This is a genomic window from Massilia brevitalea (genome assembly GCF_030711405.1).
GTDB lineage: Bacteria > Pseudomonadota > Gammaproteobacteria > Burkholderiales > Burkholderiaceae_D > Telluria > Telluria brevitalea.
In genome coordinates this window covers 1-20,992 of sequence record NZ_JAULSI010000061.1, presented here as the reverse complement: position 1 = coordinate 20,992, position 20,992 = coordinate 1, and the positions used below count along the sequence as shown (strand labels likewise).

11 protein-coding genes are annotated in these 20,992 nt (G+C 64.1%); 3 read left to right on the top strand and 8 right to left on the bottom strand.

The window, feature by feature from the left end; all coding sequences use genetic code 11:
- The first annotated feature begins 261 nt into the window (after window positions 1-261).
- From QWL29_RS24425 to pbpC, 3 genes are all read left to right on the top strand, one after another.
- Window positions 262-1,326, top strand: coding sequence for a DUF3466 family protein (locus QWL29_RS24425; RefSeq protein ID WP_305825452.1), 1,065 nt, complete (start codon window positions 262-264; stop codon window positions 1,324-1,326).
- A 139-nt stretch (window positions 1,327-1,465) separates the two neighbouring features.
- Window positions 1,466-7,300: an alpha-2-macroglobulin family protein gene (locus QWL29_RS24420; RefSeq protein ID WP_305825451.1), complete on the top strand. Its 5,835-nt coding sequence runs from the start codon at window positions 1,466-1,468 to the stop codon at window positions 7,298-7,300.
- Window positions 7,300-9,450, top strand: a complete 2,151-nt coding sequence (gene pbpC / locus QWL29_RS24415) for a penicillin-binding protein 1C (protein WP_305825450.1) — start codon at window positions 7,300-7,302, stop codon at window positions 9,448-9,450. Before QWL29_RS24420 ends, pbpC begins: the two co-directional genes overlap by 1 nt.
- Window positions 9,451-9,484: 34 nt before the next feature.
- Here pbpC and QWL29_RS24410 read toward each other — a convergent pair whose 3' ends face one another.
- The 8 genes from QWL29_RS24410 to QWL29_RS24380 form a co-directional block, all read right to left on the bottom strand.
- Window positions 9,485-9,844 carry a hypothetical protein gene (locus QWL29_RS24410; RefSeq protein WP_305825449.1) on the bottom strand — a complete coding sequence of 120 codons (360 nt, stop codon included), beginning with the start codon at window positions 9,842-9,844 and terminating at the stop codon, window positions 9,485-9,487.
- A gap of 119 nt (window positions 9,845-9,963) precedes the next feature.
- Entirely contained in the window at window positions 9,964-10,857 is an 894-nt protein-coding gene (locus QWL29_RS24405) for a DUF3667 domain-containing protein (protein ID WP_305825448.1), read from the bottom strand.
- A 306-nt stretch (window positions 10,858-11,163) separates the two neighbouring features.
- The gene (locus QWL29_RS24400; RefSeq protein WP_305825447.1) at window positions 11,164-11,442 is read right to left on the bottom strand and encodes a PAAR domain-containing protein; all 279 of its coding nucleotides are present in this window, start codon (window positions 11,440-11,442) and stop codon (window positions 11,164-11,166) included.
- A 399-nt stretch (window positions 11,443-11,841) separates the two neighbouring features.
- Window positions 11,842-12,186: a hypothetical protein gene (locus QWL29_RS24395; protein ID WP_305825445.1), complete on the bottom strand. Its 345-nt coding sequence runs from the start codon at window positions 12,184-12,186 to the stop codon at window positions 11,842-11,844.
- Window positions 12,187-12,420: 234 nt separating this feature from the next.
- The gene (locus tag QWL29_RS26875; protein ID WP_370663739.1) at window positions 12,421-12,666 is read right to left on the bottom strand and encodes an Imm74 family immunity protein; all 246 of its coding nucleotides are present in this window, start codon (window positions 12,664-12,666) and stop codon (window positions 12,421-12,423) included.
- 5 nt (window positions 12,667-12,671) lie between these two features.
- Complete coding sequence (locus tag QWL29_RS24390) at window positions 12,672-14,189, bottom strand: RHS repeat-associated core domain-containing protein (protein WP_305825444.1); 1,518 nt, start codon at window positions 14,187-14,189, stop codon at window positions 12,672-12,674.
- A 6-nt stretch (window positions 14,190-14,195) separates the two neighbouring features.
- Window positions 14,196-17,630, bottom strand: a complete 3,435-nt coding sequence (locus tag QWL29_RS24385; protein WP_305825443.1) for a DUF6531 domain-containing protein — start codon at window positions 17,628-17,630, stop codon at window positions 14,196-14,198.
- A 9-nt stretch (window positions 17,631-17,639) separates the two neighbouring features.
- A complete protein-coding gene (locus QWL29_RS24380) occupies window positions 17,640-20,555 on the bottom strand; it encodes a type VI secretion system Vgr family protein (protein ID WP_305825442.1) in 2,916 nt (971 codons plus the stop codon).
- Between the last annotated feature and the right edge of the window lie 437 nt (window positions 20,556-20,992).

The following is a 20,992-nucleotide window of genomic DNA, read 5'->3' as shown; positions in this document are numbered from 1 at the left end:
TGGAGTCCATCACATTAGGGTGGGCACCCCGTGCCCACGCGGAACCGTGAACATTGTTGGCCGTGCAAACTGATCAACGCTAACGCCAGCAGCACCCTAAACCCAGCACGCATTCCAAAAGGGCGACACCATCGCCCTTTTTCTCATCCGCAAACAAATTCCTTGCGCAAAATCGATCTTCACCACGGCTGTGCTTGCGCAAACGCGCAGCCAACGCGGCAGTTACGCTGACTGCACAGACCGATTTTCATGGAGGATGTGATGCCAACCCCCTTGCTGGCCCGGTTCGCGGCAACCCTGCTGCTCGCGTTGCCGCTACTCGCCGCCGCCGATCCGCGCTACACCGTCACCGTCCTGTCCGGCCCCGACAGCCGTGCCTGGGACATCAACCTGTACGGCCAGGTGGTCGGCTCCAACGGCGGCAACGCCTGGCTGCACGACGGCGCCGCCTACGTCGACCTCGGCAGCGGGGTCGCGTTCGGCATCAACGATTCCGGCCAGATCGCCGGCCATTCGGGCAGCAACGGCTTCTTCTACAGCGGCGGCGTGATGACCGCGATCACCGGCTGGGGCTTCACCACGGCCCGCGGGCTGAACAACGACGGCGTCGTGGTCGGCATGGCCGAATTCGAAGACGCCGAAAACGGCTTCGTGCGCCACGCCATCAGCTGGCAAAACGGCGTCACCACCGATCTCGGCACCGTGTACGGTTTCCAGAGCCGCGCCTACGGCGTCAACAGCCAGGGCCACGTGGTGGGCGGTAGCGACATCGGCGGCGCACCCAATTACCCGCTCACGCCTTTCCTCTACCGCGACGGCGCCATGACCGAGATCGCCCAGTTCCCGGGTCCATGGAGCGAGGCCACTGCCATCAACGACCACGACCAGGTCGTCGGCTTCGGCAACCTGAACTCGGACGGTCCCGAACTGTACCCGCGTACCGCTTTCCTGTGGGACAACGGCGTACTCACCGATATCGGCGCGCTGAGCGGTGGCGCGACCAGCTTCGCCTACGGCATCAACAACCCGGGCCAGGTGGTCGGCTGGTTCGGCGACTTCGGGAACCCGCATGCCTTCCTGTTCGAAGCCGGCAGCTTCCTCGACGTGAACGACCTGATCGATCCGGCGTCGGGCTGGGTAATCCAGGAAGCGAATGCCATCAACGACCTTGGGCAAATCGCCGGCACCGCTTGCCGCGACGGCAGCTGCTACGGGGTGCGGCTCGACCTGGTCCCGGCCGTACCGGAGCCCGCCACCTGGGGCATGTTGCTGGCTGGCTGCACCCTGGTCGGCTGGCGCCGCCGCCAGCGCACGAAGAAAGGTTAATCCGTTGACAACGCTATGCCATTTTGCAACACTCAGGTAGCTGCCGAGCCCGGCAAGCACGCGTGGTGCGCTGCTTCGGGCCGGCAGCGACGACCCAGTCGGAGAACCGATGCGCGCCTTGCCCCGAGTGCTGTTTCTGATGGCTTTATCCTTCTGCGTGCAGGCGGCGCAGTCGCAAACGCCGGCCCCGGCCCAATCCCCGGCCACGACTCAGGTCCCGGCGCAGACGGCCGTCGAATCCTTTTCGCCCGAGGGCGAAGTGCGCCAGGTGCGCCAGGTCACGGCGCGTTTCAGCCAGCCCATGGTTGCCTTTGGCGATCCGCGCGGCGCCGACCCCTTCGCCATCGACTGTCCGGCGAAGGGCAAGGGCCGCTGGATCGACGCGACCAACTGGAGCTACGACTTCGACGCCGACTTGCCTGGCGCCAGCGCCTGCCGCTTCACCCTGCGCGCAGACAGCCGCGACCTGGCCGGGAAGCCGCTGGGCGGGCAGCGCGCCTTTGCGTTTACTACCGGCGGCCCGGCCGTGGTGCGCACCCGGCCCTACGAGGGTTCCGGCCACGTCGACGAAAACCAGATCTTCGTGCTGGCGCTGGACGCCCAGGTGGCGCCGGCCAGCATCGCGCGCCATGCCTGGTGCCGCGCCGAGGGCATCAACGAAAAAATCCCGCTGCGCGTGCTGGAAGGCGAGGAGCGCGAACGCATCCGCGCCGTCCAGAGCGACTTCATCGACGCTCACCTGGCCCGCTGGTTCAAGGCGCGCGGGCGCACCTGGCGCGATAAGGCGCCGCTGTCCGGCGAGCTGCCGCTGGCGGTCGTGCAATGCCGCCGCACGCTGCCGCCGAACAAGGAAATCGCGCTGATGTGGGGCAAGGGTGTGGCCGCGCCGAACGGCATCGCCACCACCGAGGACCAGCAGCTCGACTTCCGCACCCGTCCCGACTTCACGATCTCGGCCAGCTGCGAGCGCGTGAATGCGCGCGCCGGCTGCGTGCCTTTCCTGCCGGTGCGCGTCGGCTTCAGTGCGCCGGTGGCGCTGAAGGATGCCCAGGCCATCGCCCTCGAAGGTCCCGGCGGCAAGCGCTTCCCGGCGAAGTTCGAGGACGAGCATGCCGGCCACGTCACCGGCATGTCGTTTGCCGGCCCCTTCCCGGAGCGCGCCGAGCTGCGCCTGCTGCTGCCTCCCGGCCTGAAGGACGACGCCGGCCGCAGCCCGGTGCTGCGTACAAAAACGAAACTGGTCCTGCGCACCGACCGCCAGCCGCCGCTGGTCAAGTTCGCCGCGCCCTTCGGCATCATCGAGGCGCGAGGCGACCGCATGCTTCCGGTTACGGTGCGCAACGTCGAGCCGGCCCTGGCCACCGCCGTGCGCACCAGCGGCGCCAGCCAGCGCGTCAGCCGCGAGGAAGACGTGCTGGCCTGGATGCGCAAGGCGGGCGGCGGCCAGTACGGCAGCCTCGACAAGCAGGTGCTGGGCAAGGCCGTCGAGGGCAGCATCGAGCGCTTTTCGCTGCCCAAGCCGAACGGCCGCCGCGCCTTCGAGGTGATCGGCATTCCGCTGCGTAAACCCGGCTTCTACGTGGTCGAGCTGAGCAGCCCACAGCTGGGCGCGGCACTCAACGACAAGGGCAAGAAGGCCTACGTGCACACCGCCGCGCTGGTGACCAACCTGGCCGCTCACTTCAAGCATGGGGCAGCGTCTTCGCTGGTCTGGGTGACCTCGCTCGACAAGGGCCGGCCGGTAGCGGGCGCCCAGGTGGCGGTGCGCGACTGCGCCGCCAAGCCGCTCTGGAGCGGCAGCACCGACGCCAGCGGCGTTGCGCGCATCCCCAAGGAACTGCGCGCAGCGTCCTGCCAGTCCGGCGGCGGCTTCTTCGTCACCGCGCGCAGCGGCGAGGACTTTACCTTCACGCTGTCGGAATGGCAGCGCGGCATCGAGTCCTGGCGCTACAACGTCTCGACCGAGGGCGTCGACAGCGACAGCCGCCTGGTGGCTACCGTATTCGACCGCACTCTGTTGCGCGCCGGCGAGACCGTGCACATGAAGCACTTCCTGCGCCGCCGCGTTGCCGCCGGCATCGCCCTGGTACGCGCCGGCGACAAGGCGCCGCCGAATGGGGCCCGCTGGACGGACGGCGAGGAGAACGAAGGGGACGATAACGCGCCCGAAGACAAGGGCCCCTTGCCGGCCCGGGGCTGGCTGGTGCACGGCGGCAGCGGCGAAAAGCTTGGCTTTGCCCTGCGCTGGGACGCCGGCGGCGCCGCCCTTGGCGAATGGAAGATCCCGCTGGAAGCCAAGCTCGGCGAATACCAGGTCGTGATCGGCGGCCAGGTGGCGGGCGAGTTCCGGGTCGAGCAGTTCCGGGTGCCGACCATGAAGGCCTTGCTGAAAGGGCCGAGCGGGCCGGTGGTGGCCGCACGCGGCGTCAGCATCGACGCCCAGGTGAATTACTTGTCGGGCGGCCCGGCTGGCCTGGCCCCGGTCAAGCTGCGCACCGTGCTCGAATACGGCGGCGCCTCGTTCCCGGGCTACGAGGGCTTTGCCTTTGCCGCCGGCGACGTCAAGGAGGGAATCGCGCGCGAAGGCTCGGGCTACAACGAAGACGGCTACGACGATGCAGGCGAGGGCGGCGAGGCGCCGGACGGGGAGGGCAACGAGGGGGGAAATACAGCAGAAGGCACCGAAGCGGCAGCGAACGCTGCGCGCACCCAGAGCGCCACCCTCGACCGCAACGGCGGCGCGCGCATCGCCGTACGCGACCTGCCGCCGATCGACGGCCCGCGCACTCTGTTGGCCGAGCTGAGCTACCAGGACGCGAACGGCGAAACGCTCACGACCTCGACCCGGGTCAACCTGTTCCCGTCGGAGGTCATGCTTGGCATCAAGACCGTCAGCTGGCTGAACAAGGAGCCGGTCAAACTGCAGGCCGTCGTGGTGGACGTGCACGGCAAGCCGGTGGCCGGGCAGCAGGTCGAGGTCGATATGTTCCAGCGCACCAGTTATTCGCACCGGCGGCGCCTGGTCGGCGGTTTCTACGCCTACGAGAACAGCAGCGAGATCAAGCGCATCGGCGCAGCCTGCAGCGGCCGCACCGACGCCCGCGGCCTGCTGGTCTGCGAGGTGACGGCGCCGGTGCAGGGCAACCTGATCCTCCGCGCCCGCACCCAGGACGCCGATGGCCGCGCGGTTGTAACCCACACCGAGGCCTGGGCCGGCGCCGGAACCCGGGACGACGCACGCGACGATAACTGGTTCGAGGTTTCCGACAACGACCGCATCGACCTGCTGCCGGCCAAGCCGCGCTTCGAACCGGGTGAGGACGCGCGCTTCCAGGTGCGCGCGCCGTTCCGCTCCGGCACCGTGCTGGTGACCGTGGAACGCGAAGGCATCCTCGAGACCTGGGTGCGGCGCTTCTCCGCCAAGGACCCGACCATCAGCGTGCCGATCAAGGGCAGCTATGCGCCGAACGTGTTCGTGTCGGCCATGGTCGTGCGCGGACGCGTGGCCGGCGTGCAGCCGACCGCGCTGGTCGACCTCGGCAAGCCGGCCTACAAGCTCGGCATCGCCGAGGTAAAGGTGGGCTGGGCCGCGCACGAACTGAAGGTGGAAGTCGGCACCGACAAGGAGGTCTACAAGGTGCGCGACCGTGCCCAGGTGCGCGTGAAAGTCACGCGGCTTGACGGCAAGCCGCTGCCGGCCGGGGCCGAGGTGGCCCTGGCGGCGGTGGACGCCGGCCTGCTCGAGCTGATGCCGAACGAGAGCTGGAAGCTGCTCGAAGCGATGATGCGCCAGCGCAGCCTGCAGGTGCAGACCTCGACCGCGCAGATGCAGGTGGTCGGCAAGCGCCACTTCGGGCGCAAGGCGGTGGCGCACGGCGGCGGCGGCGGCGGGCGCGGCATGAGCCGCGAGTTGTTCGAAACCCTGCTGCTGTGGCAGGGCAAGGTCAGGCTCGATGCCAAGGGCGAAGCCGCGCTGCCAGTGCCGCTCAACGATTCGCTCACCAGTTTCCGCATCGTCGCCGTGGCGAATGCCGGGGCCGGCATGTTCGGCACCGGCGCCACCGACATCCGCAGCACCCAGGACCTGATGCTGATGTCGGGCCTGCCGCCCCTGGTGCGCGAGGGCGACCGCCTGCGCGCCGGCTTCACGCTGCGCAACGCCTCCGAGCGCAGCCTGCAGGTGCAGCTGAGCGCGAGCGTGAGCGCCGACGGCGGCCAGGCCCGCGCCCAGGCGCCGCAGAACGTGCGCCTGGAGCCGGGCGAGTCGCGCGAGGTGGGCTGGGACCTGACGGTGCCGCAGGCCCAGGCCCTGCGCTGGCAGGTCGACGCGCGTACCGGCGAAGGCGCCGGCATGGGCGACAGCCTGCGCATCGTGCAGAAGGTGACGGCGGCGGTGCCGGTGCGCGTGATGCAGGCCACCTTGCTCCAGCTCGACGCGCCGAAGACGATTCCCGTGGCGCGTCCGCAGGACGCCTTGCCGGGCCACGGCGGCATCCGCACCACGTTCACGCCGCGCCTGGCCGGCAGCATGGCGGGCGTGCGCGACTACATGGCCGCCTATCCCTACACCTGCTTCGAGCAGAACACCTCGCGCGCCGTCGCGCTGCGCGACGCGAAGATGTGGGAGAGCCTGGCCGCCACGCTGCCGGCCCACCTCGACAGCGACGGCATGCTGAAATATTTCGCCAGCATGCTCGAAGGCAGCGACAGCCTCACCGCGTACGTGCTGTCGGTCACGAGCGAGGCCGGCTATGCCATCGCGCCCGAGCAGCGCGAGCGCATGGAGGCGGCCCTGGTCGCCTTTGTCGAAGGCAAGCTGACGCGCGGCCAGTCGCTGCGCAGCGGCGACCTGGCGGTACGCAAGCTGGCCGCGCTCGAAGCCCTGTCGCGCACCCAGGAAGTGCGCGACGCCTGGCTCGAATCGATCCGCATCGAACCGAACCTGTGGCCGACTTCGGCCGTGCTCGACTGGTACCTGGTGCTGCAACGTACCCCCGGCTTGGCCGAGCACGACACCCACCTGGCCCAGGCCGAGCGGATCCTGCGCGCGCGCCTGACGCTGGCCGGCACCACCATGGGCTTTTCCACCGAGGCGGGCGACGACTGGTGGTGGCTGATGGCCTCGCCTGACGTGAACGCCAACCGCCTGCTGCTGGCAATGCTCGACAATCCATCCTGGCAGGGCGACATGGGCCGCCTGGCGCGCGGCGCCCTGGGCCGCCAGCAGCGCGGGCGCTGGAACACGACGCTGGCGAATGCCTGGGGCGTGCTGGCGATGGAAAAATTCTCGGACAAGTTCGAGGCCGCGCCGGTGACCGGCAAGAGCAGCGCCGTGCTCGCTGCGAATGCAGGCAATGCAGGCACCAGCGCCAGCCCCGCCGCCTGGAGCGGCGCCGTGCCCGCGACCGTGCTGCAGGCCTGGCCGCAGGCGGGCAGCGGCCAGCTCACGCTGCGCCACGAAGGCGGCGGCAAGCCCTGGGCCACGGTGCAGAGCCTGGCCGCGGTGCCCCTGAAGGCGCCGCTGTCCGCCGGCTACCGCATCAAGCGCACCGTCACCCCGGTCGAGCAGGCGAAGCAGGGCGCCTGGAGCCGCGGCGACGTGTACCGCGTGAACCTGGTCATCGACGCCCAGTCCGACATGACCTGGGTGGTGGTCGACGACCCGATCCCGGCCAGCGCCAGCATCCTCGGCAGCGGCCTGGGCGGCGATTCGCAGCTGGCGGGAGGCGGGCGCAGGAGCGGCGGCTGGGGTGGTGGTGGCTGGGACTATGGCGGCCTCGAATACGAGGAGCGCACCCACGGCGCCTTCCGCGCCTATTACTCCTTCGTGCCGAAGGGCCAGTTCAGCATCGAATACACGGTGCGCCTGAACAACGCGGGCAACTTCAGCCTGCCGCCGACGCGGGTCGAGGCCATGTACAACCCCGAGACCTTCGGCGAGCTGCCGAATCCGGCGCTGGCCGTGGGGCCGTGATGCGCCGTTCGATGCTGTTGCCGGTGGTGCTGGTGCTGTCGGCCGCCGTGCACCTCGGCGCCTCGGCGGCCATGCCGACGCCGCAGCAGGTGCGCACGGCCTGGAAGCCGTCCAGCGCGAGGCTGCTCGACCGCCACGGCGTGCCGGTCGAATCGGTGCGCATCGACATGCGCGTGCGCAGGATGGCCTGGACGCCGCTGGCCGACATCTCGCCGGCCCTGGGCCTGGCCGTGCTGCAGGCCGAGGACGGACGCTTCATGGAGCACGGCGGCATCGACCTGCGCGCCATCGGCCAGGCCGCCTGGGACAATCTGTTCCGCGCACGCCCGCGCGGCGCCTCGACCATCACCATGCAGCTGGCCGGCCTGCTCGACGCCGAACTGCGCGCCGGCGCGGGCGGACGCAACTGGACCCAGAAATTCAACCAGGCCCTGGCCGCGCGCGAACTCGAAGCCGGCTGGAGCAAGGCCGAGATCCTCGAAGCCTACCTGAACCTGGCCAGCTTCCGCGGCGAACTGCAAGGCGTTGCCGCCGCTTCGCAGGCGCTGTTCGGCAAGGCCCCGTCCGGGCTCGACCTGGCCGAATCGGCCATCCTGGCGGCACTGCTGCGCGCGCCCGGCGCGGCGCCAAAAACAGTGGCCATGCGCGCCTGCACCATTGCCGCCGAGCTCAAGGCGCGCACCGGCTGCGCCAGCATAGAGTGGCAGGCCGAGGTCGCCCTCGGCCGTCCCGCCGCTGCCGCTATCAAGGGGCAGGCGCAGATGGCGCCGCAAGTGGCCAATCAACTGCTCGGCACGGGCGGGCAGGACGTGCGCAGCACCCTCGACGCCGGCCTGCAGCGCTTCGCGCTCGACTCGCTGCGCCGCCACCTGCGCGAACTAAACGACCGGAATGTCGCCGACGGCGCCGTGGTCGTGATCGACAACGCCAGCGGCGAGCTGCTGGCCTATGTCGGCAACGGCGGCCAGGGCGAAGTCGACGGCGTGGCCGCCCTGCGCCAGGCCGGCTCGACCCTGAAACCCTTCCTGTACGAGCTGGCGCTCGAGCGGCGCCTGCTTACCGCCGCCTCGCTGCTCGACGACAGCCCGATCGACGTCGCGGGCGAGGCCGGCCTCTACGTGCCGCAGAACTATGACCGCCAGTTCAAGGGCTATGCCAGCGTGCGCACCAGCCTGGCCAGCTCGCTGAACATCCCGGCGGTGCGCACGCTGCTCCTGCTCGGGCCGGAGCGTTTCCACGACCGCCTGCAAGACCTCGGCATCAGCTCGCTGAAGGAAGACGCGGCTTTCTACGGCCCCTCGCTGGCGCTGGGCTCGGCCGACGTTTCGCTGCTGGAACTGAGCAACGCCTACCGCACCCTGGCCAACGGCGGCCTGTACGGCCCGGTGACGCTGCGCGCCCGTGTGCCCGCGTCCAGGCCCGGGCCGAAGCAGCGCGTGCTGGACGCCGGCGCCACCTGGATCGTGGGCGACATCCTGTCCGACCGCGGCGCGCGCAGCCCGACCTTCGGCCTGCGCAGCGACCTTGCCACCGCCTACTGGAGCGCCGTCAAGACCGGCACCAGCAAGGACATGCGCGACAACTGGTGCGTGGGCTATTCCACAAGCTACACGGTCGGTGTCTGGGTCGGCAACTTCGACGGCCAGCCGATGTGGGACGTCTCCGGCGTCTCCGGCGCGGCGCCGGTCTGGCGCGACGTGATGGACTTCCTGCACCGCGAGAACCCGCCCCGGCAAGCCGCGGCGCCGGACGGCCTGGTGCGGCGCGAACTGCGCTACGCCCCGGCGCACGAGGCCGCGCGCCAGGAATGGTTCCTGCGCGGCACCGAAACCAGCCTGGTCGAAGCAGTGGCGCCGGAACGCCGCACGCCGAAGATCATCTACCCGGTCGACGGAAGCATCCTCGCCACCGACCCCGACATCCCGGCCGAGCGCGAGCGCGTGCTGTTCCAGGCCCAGGCCGGCCAGGGCCTGCGCTGGCGTCTCGACGACGCCGAGCAGGGCGCCGCCGATGCCGTCCTGGCCTGGCGCCCGGCAGTCGGCCCGCACCGCCTGGAACTGCTCGACGCGGCAGGCAAGGTGCTCGCCACCAGCCGCTTCGAAGTGCGCGGCAACCGGGAGCCTGCACCGGACCAGAAGCCGGGCTTATAGATGAGCTTGTTCTATCGTTAAATCCGATGGCAGCTCACTTGCCGAGCCAGCTGCGCTCGCCAAGCCGCTGGCCTTGCGGGAAGCGTTGGTGCCGGATCAGAATGCGTTCGACCGGACCCTCCGGCAGGTATTCGATCGTCAAGTTGCCGTCCTGCGAACTGAGCAGGTTTGGCGATACGGGGAACACCCGTTTGCGGTAATGCCGGTTCAGGTCGGCATACAGCTGCTGGTCGACCAGGCTAAGGCGCACGTCGAGGCCGCTCGCCAGCCGGTATTGACCGGCAACGGCGTCTTTCAGGTCTTGCGCATCGCCACGGTCCATGGAAGCGGCGGCAAGCGCGGATGAAAAGAAAGCGGTGGACGACACGAAGGCAAGGCAAAGCAGGGCACGCATGGCTGTCTCCTTCATCGAACGTTGAAAGACACGAGTGACGAAGGTTGGACAGGCCGGGTTTCAGCGCGACTGCACGTATGTATTAAATTTTGCTGCGGAAACCCGCGAAATGTACCGGCTCAGGCCTGGTTCACGATGCCGATGAATTCCACAATCAGCGTCGCCGCACCAACCACCATTACATGTGCGGTCACCAGCACCAGCCAGCGGCAGCACGTGGCGAAACGGCTTCCGCCATAGACCCGCTGCATAGCCATCGGTAGATAGGCTACCAGGCAGAGAAAAGGAATGATCTGGAAAATGTCCCATGCCGAAAGCACGTCGCTGGATACGCCCTTCAGGAATGGGAACATCGCAGCCCATCCTATGCTTCCAGGAATGACGATCATCAGGCTGACAACCAGGAAGGCAAACGCATTGGTATGCAAGGCAAACACCAAATGCTCGCCGTAGTGGAAGTTGGAGCGCCGGTAAATCAGTTTCAGGTACAGCGCAAAGAGCGGTAGTGCGCCAATCAGCATGTAGGGCGCATATGCAAGGAATCCGTGATTCAGCGCCGCGCTTTTTTCCTTGTCGGTTTGTTTGAGAAAGTTGTTCAGCTTGTCCTGCCAGTGTGCATTGACCTTGCCTATGGCGGCGATGGCGTCCTGGATGCTGTCGTTCACGGTTGGGGATTCGTCCGCTGTTTCCGCATGCTGCGGGTCATGCACCGCCAGCGTGAAAATCGCTCTTGGTGTCTTGCCTGGAGCATAAGTTCCCGGAGCCGCGTGGCTATACGTAAAGCCGAATTGCCCGTCTTCGATCAGCAACTGAGGCAGTTCAATATGAAAGACTTTAATGAGAGCAAAGAGGACTAGACTCAGGGTCAGATACAGCCGCAACGGCGGAATATACGGCATGCGGCGCCCAGCCAGGAATTCCTTTGTCAGTTCGCCAGGACGCAGGACGAGCAACTTCAGCGTTTGCCAGAGCTTGCCTTCCAATGCCACGTAATGGCCGACGAATTCATGCACGAACTCACCCGCGCTCGGGACATGGGCATGGGTCGGCTCTCCGCATTTTGCGCAGAAGTTATCGGTGACGATAGCGTTGCAACTGCGACAGTGTGAGGCGGGAAGGGCGGAGTGCGGGGCAAGGGTACTTTGTACGGCAGCAGTCTGCATGGTATCTGTTGCAAAAGTTTCCAAACAAACACATGCTACCTCAAGCCTTGGCAACGCGACAATGCCAGCGTGCGGTTGTTGAAGAAAGCCGACAATCGAAGGCGAATGGTAAAGACAAAAAGGCTCCACGAATTTTCATGGAGCGCCAGGAGGACTTCAACCGACAGTCGCAGGCAAGCTGCCGATCAGCTTGCAGCCACATTCGGTTGTGCATCCCTCGACCGCAACGGCTATCCCGTTGATTGTAAGTGTGTCGTGAGCAGTAATGATCTTGTTCACACCGTGAGGCTTGCCGCCGGGGTAGGGCATTGGACAATCAACTTTGTCACCCAGTCGAGCGATTGCTCTTCCCCTGATGTCGTGGTCGAGCGAACCGCTGATCACTGTACCGCCATGACTGGTTTTGTCTCCGACGGTGATAATATTCAATGACATTGGTTCTCCAGTGGAATTGGCGACGTTATCAAATCGGTTAACCATCCGGCTAATCGCGTCCGTTAGGCAGTTTCATATATGTTTTAGCTGAAGATTGCAGTAGCAATCGGTGCTCGCTGTAATGCGCCTAGAATTAATGAATGTACCGTCCGCACGCCCGGATTAGGTCTTGTTGAATTCGATATCCCGGTCTTGTGCGCCATCTTGCAAATTATCGTTCTTCAGTCGTCAGATGGAGCCCAGTTCTGCTATCGACCCGGATGATTAACGATCCGATAGATATGACGCGATTTGAACATTTACGTTTGATTACGAGCGCGATCAAGCACGAAAAGAGTGAATATGGACGATTGCATTGTATTGAATTGCATTGCAGTGCTTCGAATAATATATGATTATTCATTTAAACCTAACTTCGATACCGCACCAAGTCGACTTCAGATCGGCTCTTGAAACTACGCCTCCCCAGGGAAACTCGAATACGTCAGCGCCTAGCGAGGTCGATGTAGGTGAGCACTCTAGCTGTTTTGAGAGCATTGTTGTCAGTGTTTTCTTCTCAGCCAGAAGGTCTTTTTCTGTCGCGTCATACCCTAAAGCGGCTACCTTGCTCTGTTCAAGCGTTAGCGTCACTCCATGTACGACGTCCCTGAAAAATCTGATCCCGGCAACGAAGCGCCTCCCCCACAATTGAACAGAGACCGGGCCATACACAACGAAATCTGGCGCGGATTCTCTGGCGGTCATGTGGTGTCCAACACCATCGTCGAATTCCGAGCATGTAAGTCCAGGAGCTGCCAACACATGAGCATCAGTGTGCAGGACACCGTTGCTTGATGAAAAGGAGCTGTTCAATGGTGTCATTTCGAAAATTCATAATCAAGATGTTTAAACGAACTAAATAGATTATTTATTGCAAAATACTAAATGTATCAATGTATGGTTCAAGTCGCGAGGGGGCTGGGTTTACGAAGGTGGTCATTATTCAATTTCCAAGAACATTTTTCGTCTGGAGAACTCCTCCTTTAGGAACTGAATCAACTGCTCCGTTTCGGTGGATGTTACATATTCTTGGTCGTTTGGCCTGTCCCACTTTTCGATGCTGTTCTGGTATAGTACAAAGTCGGGAGATCCATACCCTCGCAAAAGTGCTTCACCGTACACGGTGACGCTCCTAGCTCCAATCTTCACACGAAGGTGTCCGCGTGTAACCTCTACCAGCTCCATGTCTCTCATCTCTTAAAAATAGTTTTCGTAACGCCGGTTTTGGGATCAATAGTGTCAATCTGGGTCACAGATGGGTTATCCATCAACGCCCCCTTTTCTCGCGTTTCCCAAATATTGCCAGGTCGGAGCTCCGCCCCAATCACACCGCGAGTCACACCACATGCTTGCTGGGCATAGGACTTAGAAATCTCCTCCCACTCTTTGACAGCCTTTGGATTGGTCGCGTCCCATGGGGGCATTACCACACCATTCTTTTCCAACTGTAACTCCAGCGTAGTTCCTCCATGAGCAGTTGCTACCTTCTTGGCAATGTGTTCACCGCCGACGCCCTCGGTGCGACCTGACCAGAAGAAGGCCTGATTGGGCCCCGTCTTTACTGCCTCAGTCGGTCTGCGTCTGTAGCGCCCTGTAGTGCTATCGCGCCATTTGTTCGACTTGCAATCCCAGATAGGTGCCAGACCAAGCGGGTCCACCCACTGAATAGGGTTAGGAGCGTACGAGTGAACGTTGAAACCGCCCAGTAGACCTGCAGGATCGCGGCTTGTAAACCGTCCACTATATGGATCGTAATACCGAAACCGGTTGTAATGCAGCCCCGTCTCATCATCAAGATACTGACCTTGAAATCTGATTTGGTTTCGTATCCCTGCCTTATATGCCGCCTGGCTGATCGCTTCCTTCGCTTTCCCCCAGGCCTTGTACTGCGCCGACCACGCAACCCTGCCTTCATGGTCGGTCAATTCCTGCGGCGTCCCCAGATGGTCGCACTGATAGAAGGCGATCTCATCCTTGCCAAACGGCTCGGCTTCCTGCTCGCAGTCACCGTTCCATAGCGGATCAAGCGCAATGTCATATTTTCCACCGTTCGCCGCCATCAGCGTCCTGACATCGGTGGTTGGCGCCAGTTGAAGCGCCCGGCTCCGGCTGGCCTGCACCAGCGGCACGAAGCTGTCACGCTCGTACACATAGTGCACCGTCCGTTCGCCCGCCATATAGCCCTTGAATACGCTGCTTTCCAATGCCAGCGTGTCGCCATCCCAGGCATACATGGTTCGGTCTGTCTCTCGCAGAATAGTGCCTTCCATCGCCTGGCTGTGCTTGGCGATGCGCCGCCCCAGCGGATCGTAGGCGAAGGTGGTGACGCCATGCCAGGTCGTGGCACGGGTCATCCGGTTGAACGCGTCCCACTCATATGACGACCGCTTGCCGTTCTGCACCCGTTCCACGAGGTTGCCGCGTTCGTCGTAGCGGTAGCTGACGCCGGCATATTCCTTGAGCAGGTTGTCCAGCAGTTTCGGAAGCGCGACACGGCGGCTGATGGGCTCCTGCTGCGCGGTATCGGCTGCACGGATGTTGCCGGCCGGGTCGAAGGCGAAGGTTTCATGGCCCAACGCACTGTGTGCCGCCAGCAGCCGCCCGACCGGATCGTAGCGGTATTCGATACGTCCACGCCGGTTGTCTTCGACACTGGTCAGTTGGCCGGACGGGTCGTAGCGGTAGCGCCGCAGGATGGCGGCTTGCATGCCGGCCTAGGCGTCGGGCCGGTAGATATCGGGATGAAAATGCCGGTCCTTCCGGTTGACTTGCGCAGTGGTGCCAAGCTGCTGTTCGATCAGGCGGCCTGCCGGATCGTACGTCATCGTTTGCAGCAGACCATTGGCCTGGGTACGGCCGGTTTCCTGGTACAGTGCGTCGCGCTCGAAGGAGACGAGGTCCTGCCCATCGAGCAGCAGGCCGTGTACGTGACCGGCGCCGTAGGTCAGCCATTCGATGCGATGGCCGTCGGGGCGGGTGGTGCCGGTGCGCTGGTTGAGTTCGTCGTGGTGGTGGTGCCAGACCGCGGTGCGCTTCTCAAGCTGGAAGGGGCCCTGGTAGTGCTGGTGCTCTCGGACCAGATTGCCGGCGGCGTCGTAGAACCATTGCAGCCGCGCGTGTTCGTTCTTCGCTTCCGCCAGCTGGCCATTGGCGTTGTAGGAGAAAGTTTCGCTTTGCTCCGGCAGGCCGGGTGCTGCAGCCCGACGTTGAACGAGCCGTCCCATGGCGTCGAAGTCGAGTCGCGTGGTCACGCCGGCTTCGACGGTTTCCGCCAGCATGCCGCTGGCTTCGTCGTAGCGGTACTCGGTGGCCTTGCCGTCGAAGCCTTGTTCCTGCAGCAGGCGGCCGACCGGGTCGTACCGGAAATGATAGACGCTGCCGTTTTCGTTTTCCAGCGCAGACAGGCGACCGAGCGCGTCCCACCGGTAGTACAGGCCATGCCCAAGGGCGTCGATGCGCTTCGCAATCAGTCCGGCCGCAGTGTAGCGATAGGTGGTGATGCGTTGCAGCGGGTCGGTATGCGCAAGCAGCCGGCCTTCGGCGTCGTGGCGCAGCAGCTCCTCGCTGCCGTCGGGATGGATGATGGCTTCGAGCTGGCCGGGATGATTGCCGCTGTCGCTGCCTTCACCATGTGCCTGCGCCATCGTTTCGTCGCTGAGTTGCGTGTAGCGGTAGCGGGTGACGTTGCCGGCGGCGTCGATGCTTTTGACCAGGCGCTTGCGGCCATCGTATTCCCACTGGCTGCTGTGCCCGGAACAATCGGTGTAGCCGGCGAGCTGGTCGTCCGGGGTGTAGGCGAGCTTCGTGACGCCACCCTTGGCATCGGTGACTTCGACCGGCCGTCCGGCCTTGTCGTACGCGTATTGGGTCTTGTTGCCGCGGGGGTCTGTTTCCTCGACCATGTGCCCTTGAGCATTGTAGTCGCGGCGCCAAATTCCCCCTTCGCCGTCGCGGATGCCGGTGATGCGGTGCTGGCCGTCGTACTCGAAATGGACCTGGCTGCCATCGGTGCGCGTGTGCGTGATCAGGTTGCCGTGCTCGTCGTAACGGTGATGCTCGCTGCTGCCGTCAACGTCGATATGGCGGACGACGTTCTTGGCGCCGTCACGGTAGAACCATTCCTCCCCCCCGTCCGGGTGCACGATGCGGTAGGTGTAGCCGGCGATGTCGTAGTAATAGCGGGTCTCGTGGCCAAGCGCATCAAGGAGGTAGGTCAGGCGGATGTTCTTGTCCCATTCAAGCCGGGTGTCGTAGTTGCCGTCGTCGGCCCATTCGCGAATCGCCTTGGCATGAAGTCCGCTGTCGATGCTGGTGTCGTAGGCAAGGTTCATGCCGCGCCCGGTACGGTCGGTGTAGCGGGTGACGAGATGGCGGTCGTACCGGTACTGCCAGGCGGCGCCGTTTTCGTCCTGGGCGCGGATCAGGTCGCCGTAGCTGTCGTAGTCGTAAGCGGCGAGCTGGCGCAGCAGCTTTCCATCCTTGATTTCCCATAGCCCAAGGATGCGGCCGCTATCAGGATCGATCCGGGTGGCGGCATGGGCGACGACGGCCTCCCCCTGCTTGCTGACGATGTCGCTGAGCACTTCCTCGCCGGCGTGCGGTCCATTGGCGACGACGTGGTCGTAGCGCAGGCCGAGGGCGGCGCCGTCGCGGGTATGCAGCGCGATCAGCCGGAAATGTTCTTTGCCCATGTCGGCCGCTTTGGAGCGTACGGTGTCGACCAGCTCGTAGGTTTCGCGCCAGGGACTGGGTTCGCCCTCAGGCAGCGGCTTGCCGAAGTCGAGCGTGAGCAAGGTGGCACTCATGCGGGTGAGCGTGATTTGTTCGACCGGATCGTAGTGTTTCTCACCAACTCCCAGCCACGGGTAGCGGTGGCTACGGCCGTCGGCGCCGTGATGGAGCAGGGCGGTGGGCTTGCCTTTGCCGACGACGTCGATGCGGGTGCTGTAAGGGGTGAGCCAGCGCGCACCGAGATTGCCGCTGTCGTAGGCGCTTAGCTGGCTGCGGTAGGTGCGGCTCCAGGTGATGGGGAGCGGCGCATCGAGCACGAAGTCGGTGTGAGTGAAGGTTTCGGCGCCGGTGACGAAGCTGATCGAATGCGCAGTGCTGCCTTTTGCGGGGCACAGCTTGCAGGCATTGGCGTCGCCGGTGGCCGGACTTTGCCGGCTGGTGGCGCCCAGCTCGTGGCCGGGGTTGTTCTTCTTGTGGTCCGCGCCTTTGGCTGACGGCACCATCGCCGGATACCGCCTCTTGTGCTTGGTGACCGCATCGCGCAGCCGCATCAGTATCCACCCAATGCTCATCTGCGCCTGTTGGTCGGCCAGGGCGGCAAGCTTGCCGCGAAACGCCGGCTTGAAGTCGGTCAGGTGGCCGATGATGCCCGTTACGCCCATTACCGCGCCTTGCGGCAGGTGGCGGGCTGCTGCGGCGGCAGCGTAGTTTGCCGCCTTCTTGTACTGCCTTCCAAGAGAGCCAAGCATGCGGCGCCAGCTGCTGATGACTTTGGGATCGTGCAGCTTGCTTTCCACTTCCGCCGAGGAGGCCACATCGAACAGCGGTTCCTTGCCAACGCAGCGCTTGAGAATCTTGATCAGATCGTCGGCAACGCCATCGGCAACATTCGCGCATTCGTCCAGGATGCCTGCCAGTTTGCCCATCGCACCGTCGATAAAGGTGTCGATTTCGCCGGCCAGCTTGGCGTTGAGGTGGGCGACCAACACTTCGACCAGTGCAGTGCCGAGGTCCTTGACGCCCAGGGCCAGCTTTTGCCGGACCAGGTGCAGTGCCGGCCGCAGGCTCATGCGCGCCGCGCTCATCGCCGGCACCGGGACTACACCGATCAGGTTGATGCCCAGGCCGACCCATTGCAGGAAGTCGGTTTCCTTCTTGTTGATGGCGTTCTGGATGACCGTCACTATGTCCATGATGGCGTCGATCAGCGCCATGATGTTGCCAATCACCGGCAGGCTGCCAGCGACGGTGCTCAGGCGCTCCAGCGTCACATAGTCATGGCTGATCTTGCGCAGCCATTTGTCGAAGGCAGCGGCGCCGGCGCCGACGTCTTGCTGGGCTATAGTATTGAGCGGGGCAACTGCGACTTCCGGCGCGCGTTCGGCAGGCTTGGGCGTGGCTTGCGTGGGTTCGGTCATAGTGTCTGTTCAGATGACGGATTGTTTCGGGATCGAGGGCGGTCCATCGGTGCCGATGCGCGGCAGCGAACCGGGTAAGCCAAGGGCCGTTGCGCCGCTCGCGAGCTTGCCCGCAACATTGGCCATGCCTGCTTGTGTGAGCGGCGCCAGCAATGCTTGCGCGCCGCTCTTTTTCAGCGACTGCACCGCGCTTGCAGCCTGCTCCGCGGCTTGCGCAATCGTGTCGAACTGGCCAGCTGCGCCATTGAGACTGCCTGCCGGCGTATCGGCACCAGCCTCGGGTAGCGCTACGCTCGGCCATTCGGTTTCCTCGCCGAAGTAGCTATCGTCGTCCCAGGGATCGCGCGGGTCCTTGCCGTAGCTGACCGTGGCCATTCCGATCGGCAGGCCGGCTACGCTGGCAAAGCCGTTGCCGTCGAGCGTACCCTGGTGGACGCCACCTTCGGCGTCGACCACGGTGTAGTCGCCTTGCCGGATGCCTCTCTTCTTGCGGCCTTCCTGGTTCACGTACTGGTGATACAGGTCGAGCTGTCCCGGCTGTAGCTGCACGGGCTGCGGCAAGGCTGGCGTGCCTTCGCTCTTGCCGGGGACGAAGCTATGGTGCGCCGCGTGCTGGCGCCAGTTGCCGCTGGTGCCGTGCACGATCCCCGATGCATTCCAGCGGCTGAAGCTGGTGCCGCCGTTGATCACCACCTCTTCCTTGGCCGTGATCGTGATCCGGTTGGCGGTATGGGTGATGTTCAGTTTGGCCAGGATGTTGACGCTGTCCTTCAAGGCGGTGATGTCGATGTCGGCGCTGGCCGCTACCAGCTTCATGCCGGCCTTGTAGGCAAACATGCGCACCGCTTCCTTGACGCTGACGAGCAGGCTCTTGCCCGCGCTCAGGCTGGCATGGCCGCCGCTGGTCAGGGCAGTGTGCTCCACGCTCATCAGGTGAGTGGAGCCCTGGGTGCTGGTTTCGATGCCGGCAGGGCTGGCGAGGGTCAGGTGGGGAGCCTTGAATTCCGGGAATTCGTTTTGCTCAGGTTGGCCACCTTGGCCTTTGATGGCGTCGACCTGCGCCTGCAGCGCGGCGATGACCTGGTCCTGGTCGCCCGGCTGGTGCGCCTGTGCCTGTTGCGCGGTCTGCGACAGGCTGTCGTGCAATTCCTGACCCTGCGCCATGCGCGCCACCGTCTCGGCCATGTCGGTGATGTGGGCGCGGGCGTTCGGCCTTCCTTCGGTGCTAAGCAGCAGGCCTTGCTGCGCGCGCAGCGCGCCGTGGCCGTCGGTGCGCAGTTCGAAGCCCTGGCCGCGCGCGTCCTTGCGTCCGGCATTGTCTTCGATGCGGTTGATATGGCCGAGGCTGAGCTGGCTGGCGAGGTGATCGCTCTTGAGCTGTGCCTGGATCTGGCCCTGCGTGTCGTCCAGCACCAGGTGGTTGCTGCGTCCACCTGGGGCGTTGCCGCCCTGGGCAGTCAGCTCCCGGCTTCTGAGCCCCATCAGCGCCCGCTGTTCAGGCAGCTTCCACGGAGGCATATAACCCTGGTTATACACGGAGCCGGTCACGATCGGATGATCCGGATTACCGTCGAGCCACTGCACGATCACTTCCGATCCAACCCGTGGATGACTGCTCAAACCCTTCTCGCCGCCGGCCCAGTTGCTGCTTACACGTACCCAGCAGCTACTGCTTTCGTCCCGGTCCCAGTGAAACCTGACCTGGATACGCCCGTACTGGTCCACATTCAGGCTGCCCTGGCCTTCCCGGCCTACCACGATGGCGGTCTGCAGGGCCAGCAGCCTGGTATCCGTGCTGTTGAAGCCGCGTCCCGGCCGCCAGGGCAGGGTCTTGTCCTGGCAGAGCAAGCGGTTCCTGTATTCTGAGAGCGCGTTTTTACCCTGCAGGTAGTTGTTGCTGGCTTCGTGATGCACTTCCAGGATCAGGAATTCGCTGTTTGCGCTTTCGTTGAAATGGCCGAGTAGCCGGAACCACTTGCCCGGGGCGACGTACCGGTTGTTGCCCTGCGCTTCGTACAGCTTGCCACGGGCCTCGATTTCTTCCATGCGCAAGCGCGTCAGTTGGTAGGCGCCGGACTGGTGCTTGAAGCCGTAATGCCCCTCGTAGCGGTGCACCTCCAACTGCGGAATATCGCCTTGCCGGGCAATGGTGACGGTATCCGCATGGATCGGGCGTGGACTCTTGAAGTTGAAACCGCTCACCGCCGCTTGTCCGGACGCCCACTGGCGCAGCGGACTCCAGTCGCTGATTGCGTCCTCGTCAATCTCAATCGCGCCACCGGCGCCATGGAAGCGGATGCCGGGCGACGGTCCATCAATCGGCTTGGCCGCGCGGGTGTCGTCGCAGACCCTGAGCGTATGGCCTCCAGTGCTCTGTTCGTACCAGTAGCCGTAGCCTGCCGCTTCCCAGCGCCGGGACAGGTAGTTGTGATCGGTTTCGTCCCATTGCGTGGCCATCGTAAACTGCGGCTGTTCGCCGATGACTTCCCACTCCCACGCGGGCAGGCCGCCATAGTCGTCGAAGATCGTGTCCGCCTGTTCGCGCAAACTTTTCGCATGGAACAGACGGTTGTTGCGGCGCAGGCGGGTATATGCCAACCATGGTTTCAAGACGGCTTCATAGACGGCTACGCCGCCATCCGTTTTAACCAGCCTGAACGAGGTGACATAACCGGTGAAGGGACGCAGGCTGCCGTTAGCCTGTACGAGCGAGATACACAGCAGCTTGCCGTGCATCGCCTCGAGTTCTATCCCGGCATCGTCGCTCACGAGTTCCAGCGTGAATTCGAAGTCGCGCGACAGGTATTCCGTGCCCGTGAGCCGGTTCACCATCAGTATGGCTTGCGGGCCGTCGCTTCTCGGGAACGCCATCCGAAGCAGACGGGTGGTTTGATGGGCTTGCAGCAGTGCTTGCAGGTCAGTCATCGTTTGAGCTAGAGATTGTTGAAATCGAGATGCTCGAAATGGCTGTCAGAGCGAATGTGAACTTGCGACAGACTTATTGACTGTAGTCATTGAGTTGCGATTAACTAATGACAAAACGCAAGTCTTTGCGAAGTGCGTATCGTGGTGTTGTGTGGAAGTCTGAACCTGAGGGCGTGGCAAAGCCTATGCCCACAGCGACTCTCCGGGGAGGCTACTAAGGAGCATGCAGAGGCAAGCACAACCAGGTCGAGGAGCGCCAGCGCACGTGGCGCACATGCGGCGGCAGTCGATGGGGATACTGTGCGTCGGGACTATGGCGCAACAGGTAGAAGAGGGTACTGCCGCGAAAACAAAAAAGGCCCCATGATTTCTCATGGAGCCTTAAGTGCTATTGTGAATCGCTCCGGGTTTTGAGGAGGCTCCATTGTTTGAGAGAA

Excerpts from the sequence above, each read along its gene's own strand:
- QWL29_RS24425 (WP_305825452.1), top strand. The coding sequence starts at position 262 with ATGCCAACCCCCTTGCTGGCCCGGTTCGCGGCAACCCTGCTGCTCGCG.
- QWL29_RS24420 (WP_305825451.1), top strand. The coding sequence starts at position 1,466 with ATGGCTTTATCCTTCTGCGTGCAGGCGGCGCAGTCGCAAACGCCGGCC.
- pbpC (WP_305825450.1), top strand. The coding sequence starts at position 7,300 with ATGCGCCGTTCGATGCTGTTGCCGGTGGTGCTGGTGCTGTCGGCCGCC.
- QWL29_RS24410 (WP_305825449.1), bottom strand. The coding sequence starts at position 9,844 with ATGCGTGCCCTGCTTTGCCTTGCCTTCGTGTCGTCCACCGCTTTCTTT.
- QWL29_RS24400 (WP_305825447.1), bottom strand. The coding sequence starts at position 11,442 with ATGTCATTGAATATTATCACCGTCGGAGACAAAACCAGTCATGGCGGT.
- QWL29_RS24395 (WP_305825445.1), bottom strand. The coding sequence starts at position 12,186 with ATGACCGCCAGAGAATCCGCGCCAGATTTCGTTGTGTATGGCCCGGTC.
- QWL29_RS26875 (WP_370663739.1), bottom strand. The coding sequence starts at position 12,666 with ATGGAGCTGGTAGAGGTTACACGCGGACACCTTCGTGTGAAGATTGGA.
- QWL29_RS24390 (WP_305825444.1), bottom strand. The coding sequence starts at position 14,189 with ATGCAAGCCGCCATCCTGCGGCGCTACCGCTACGACCCGTCCGGCCAA.
- QWL29_RS24385 (WP_305825443.1), bottom strand. The coding sequence starts at position 17,630 with ATGACCGAACCCACGCAAGCCACGCCCAAGCCTGCCGAACGCGCGCCG.
- QWL29_RS24380 (WP_305825442.1), bottom strand. The coding sequence starts at position 20,555 with ATGACTGACCTGCAAGCACTGCTGCAAGCCCATCAAACCACCCGTCTG.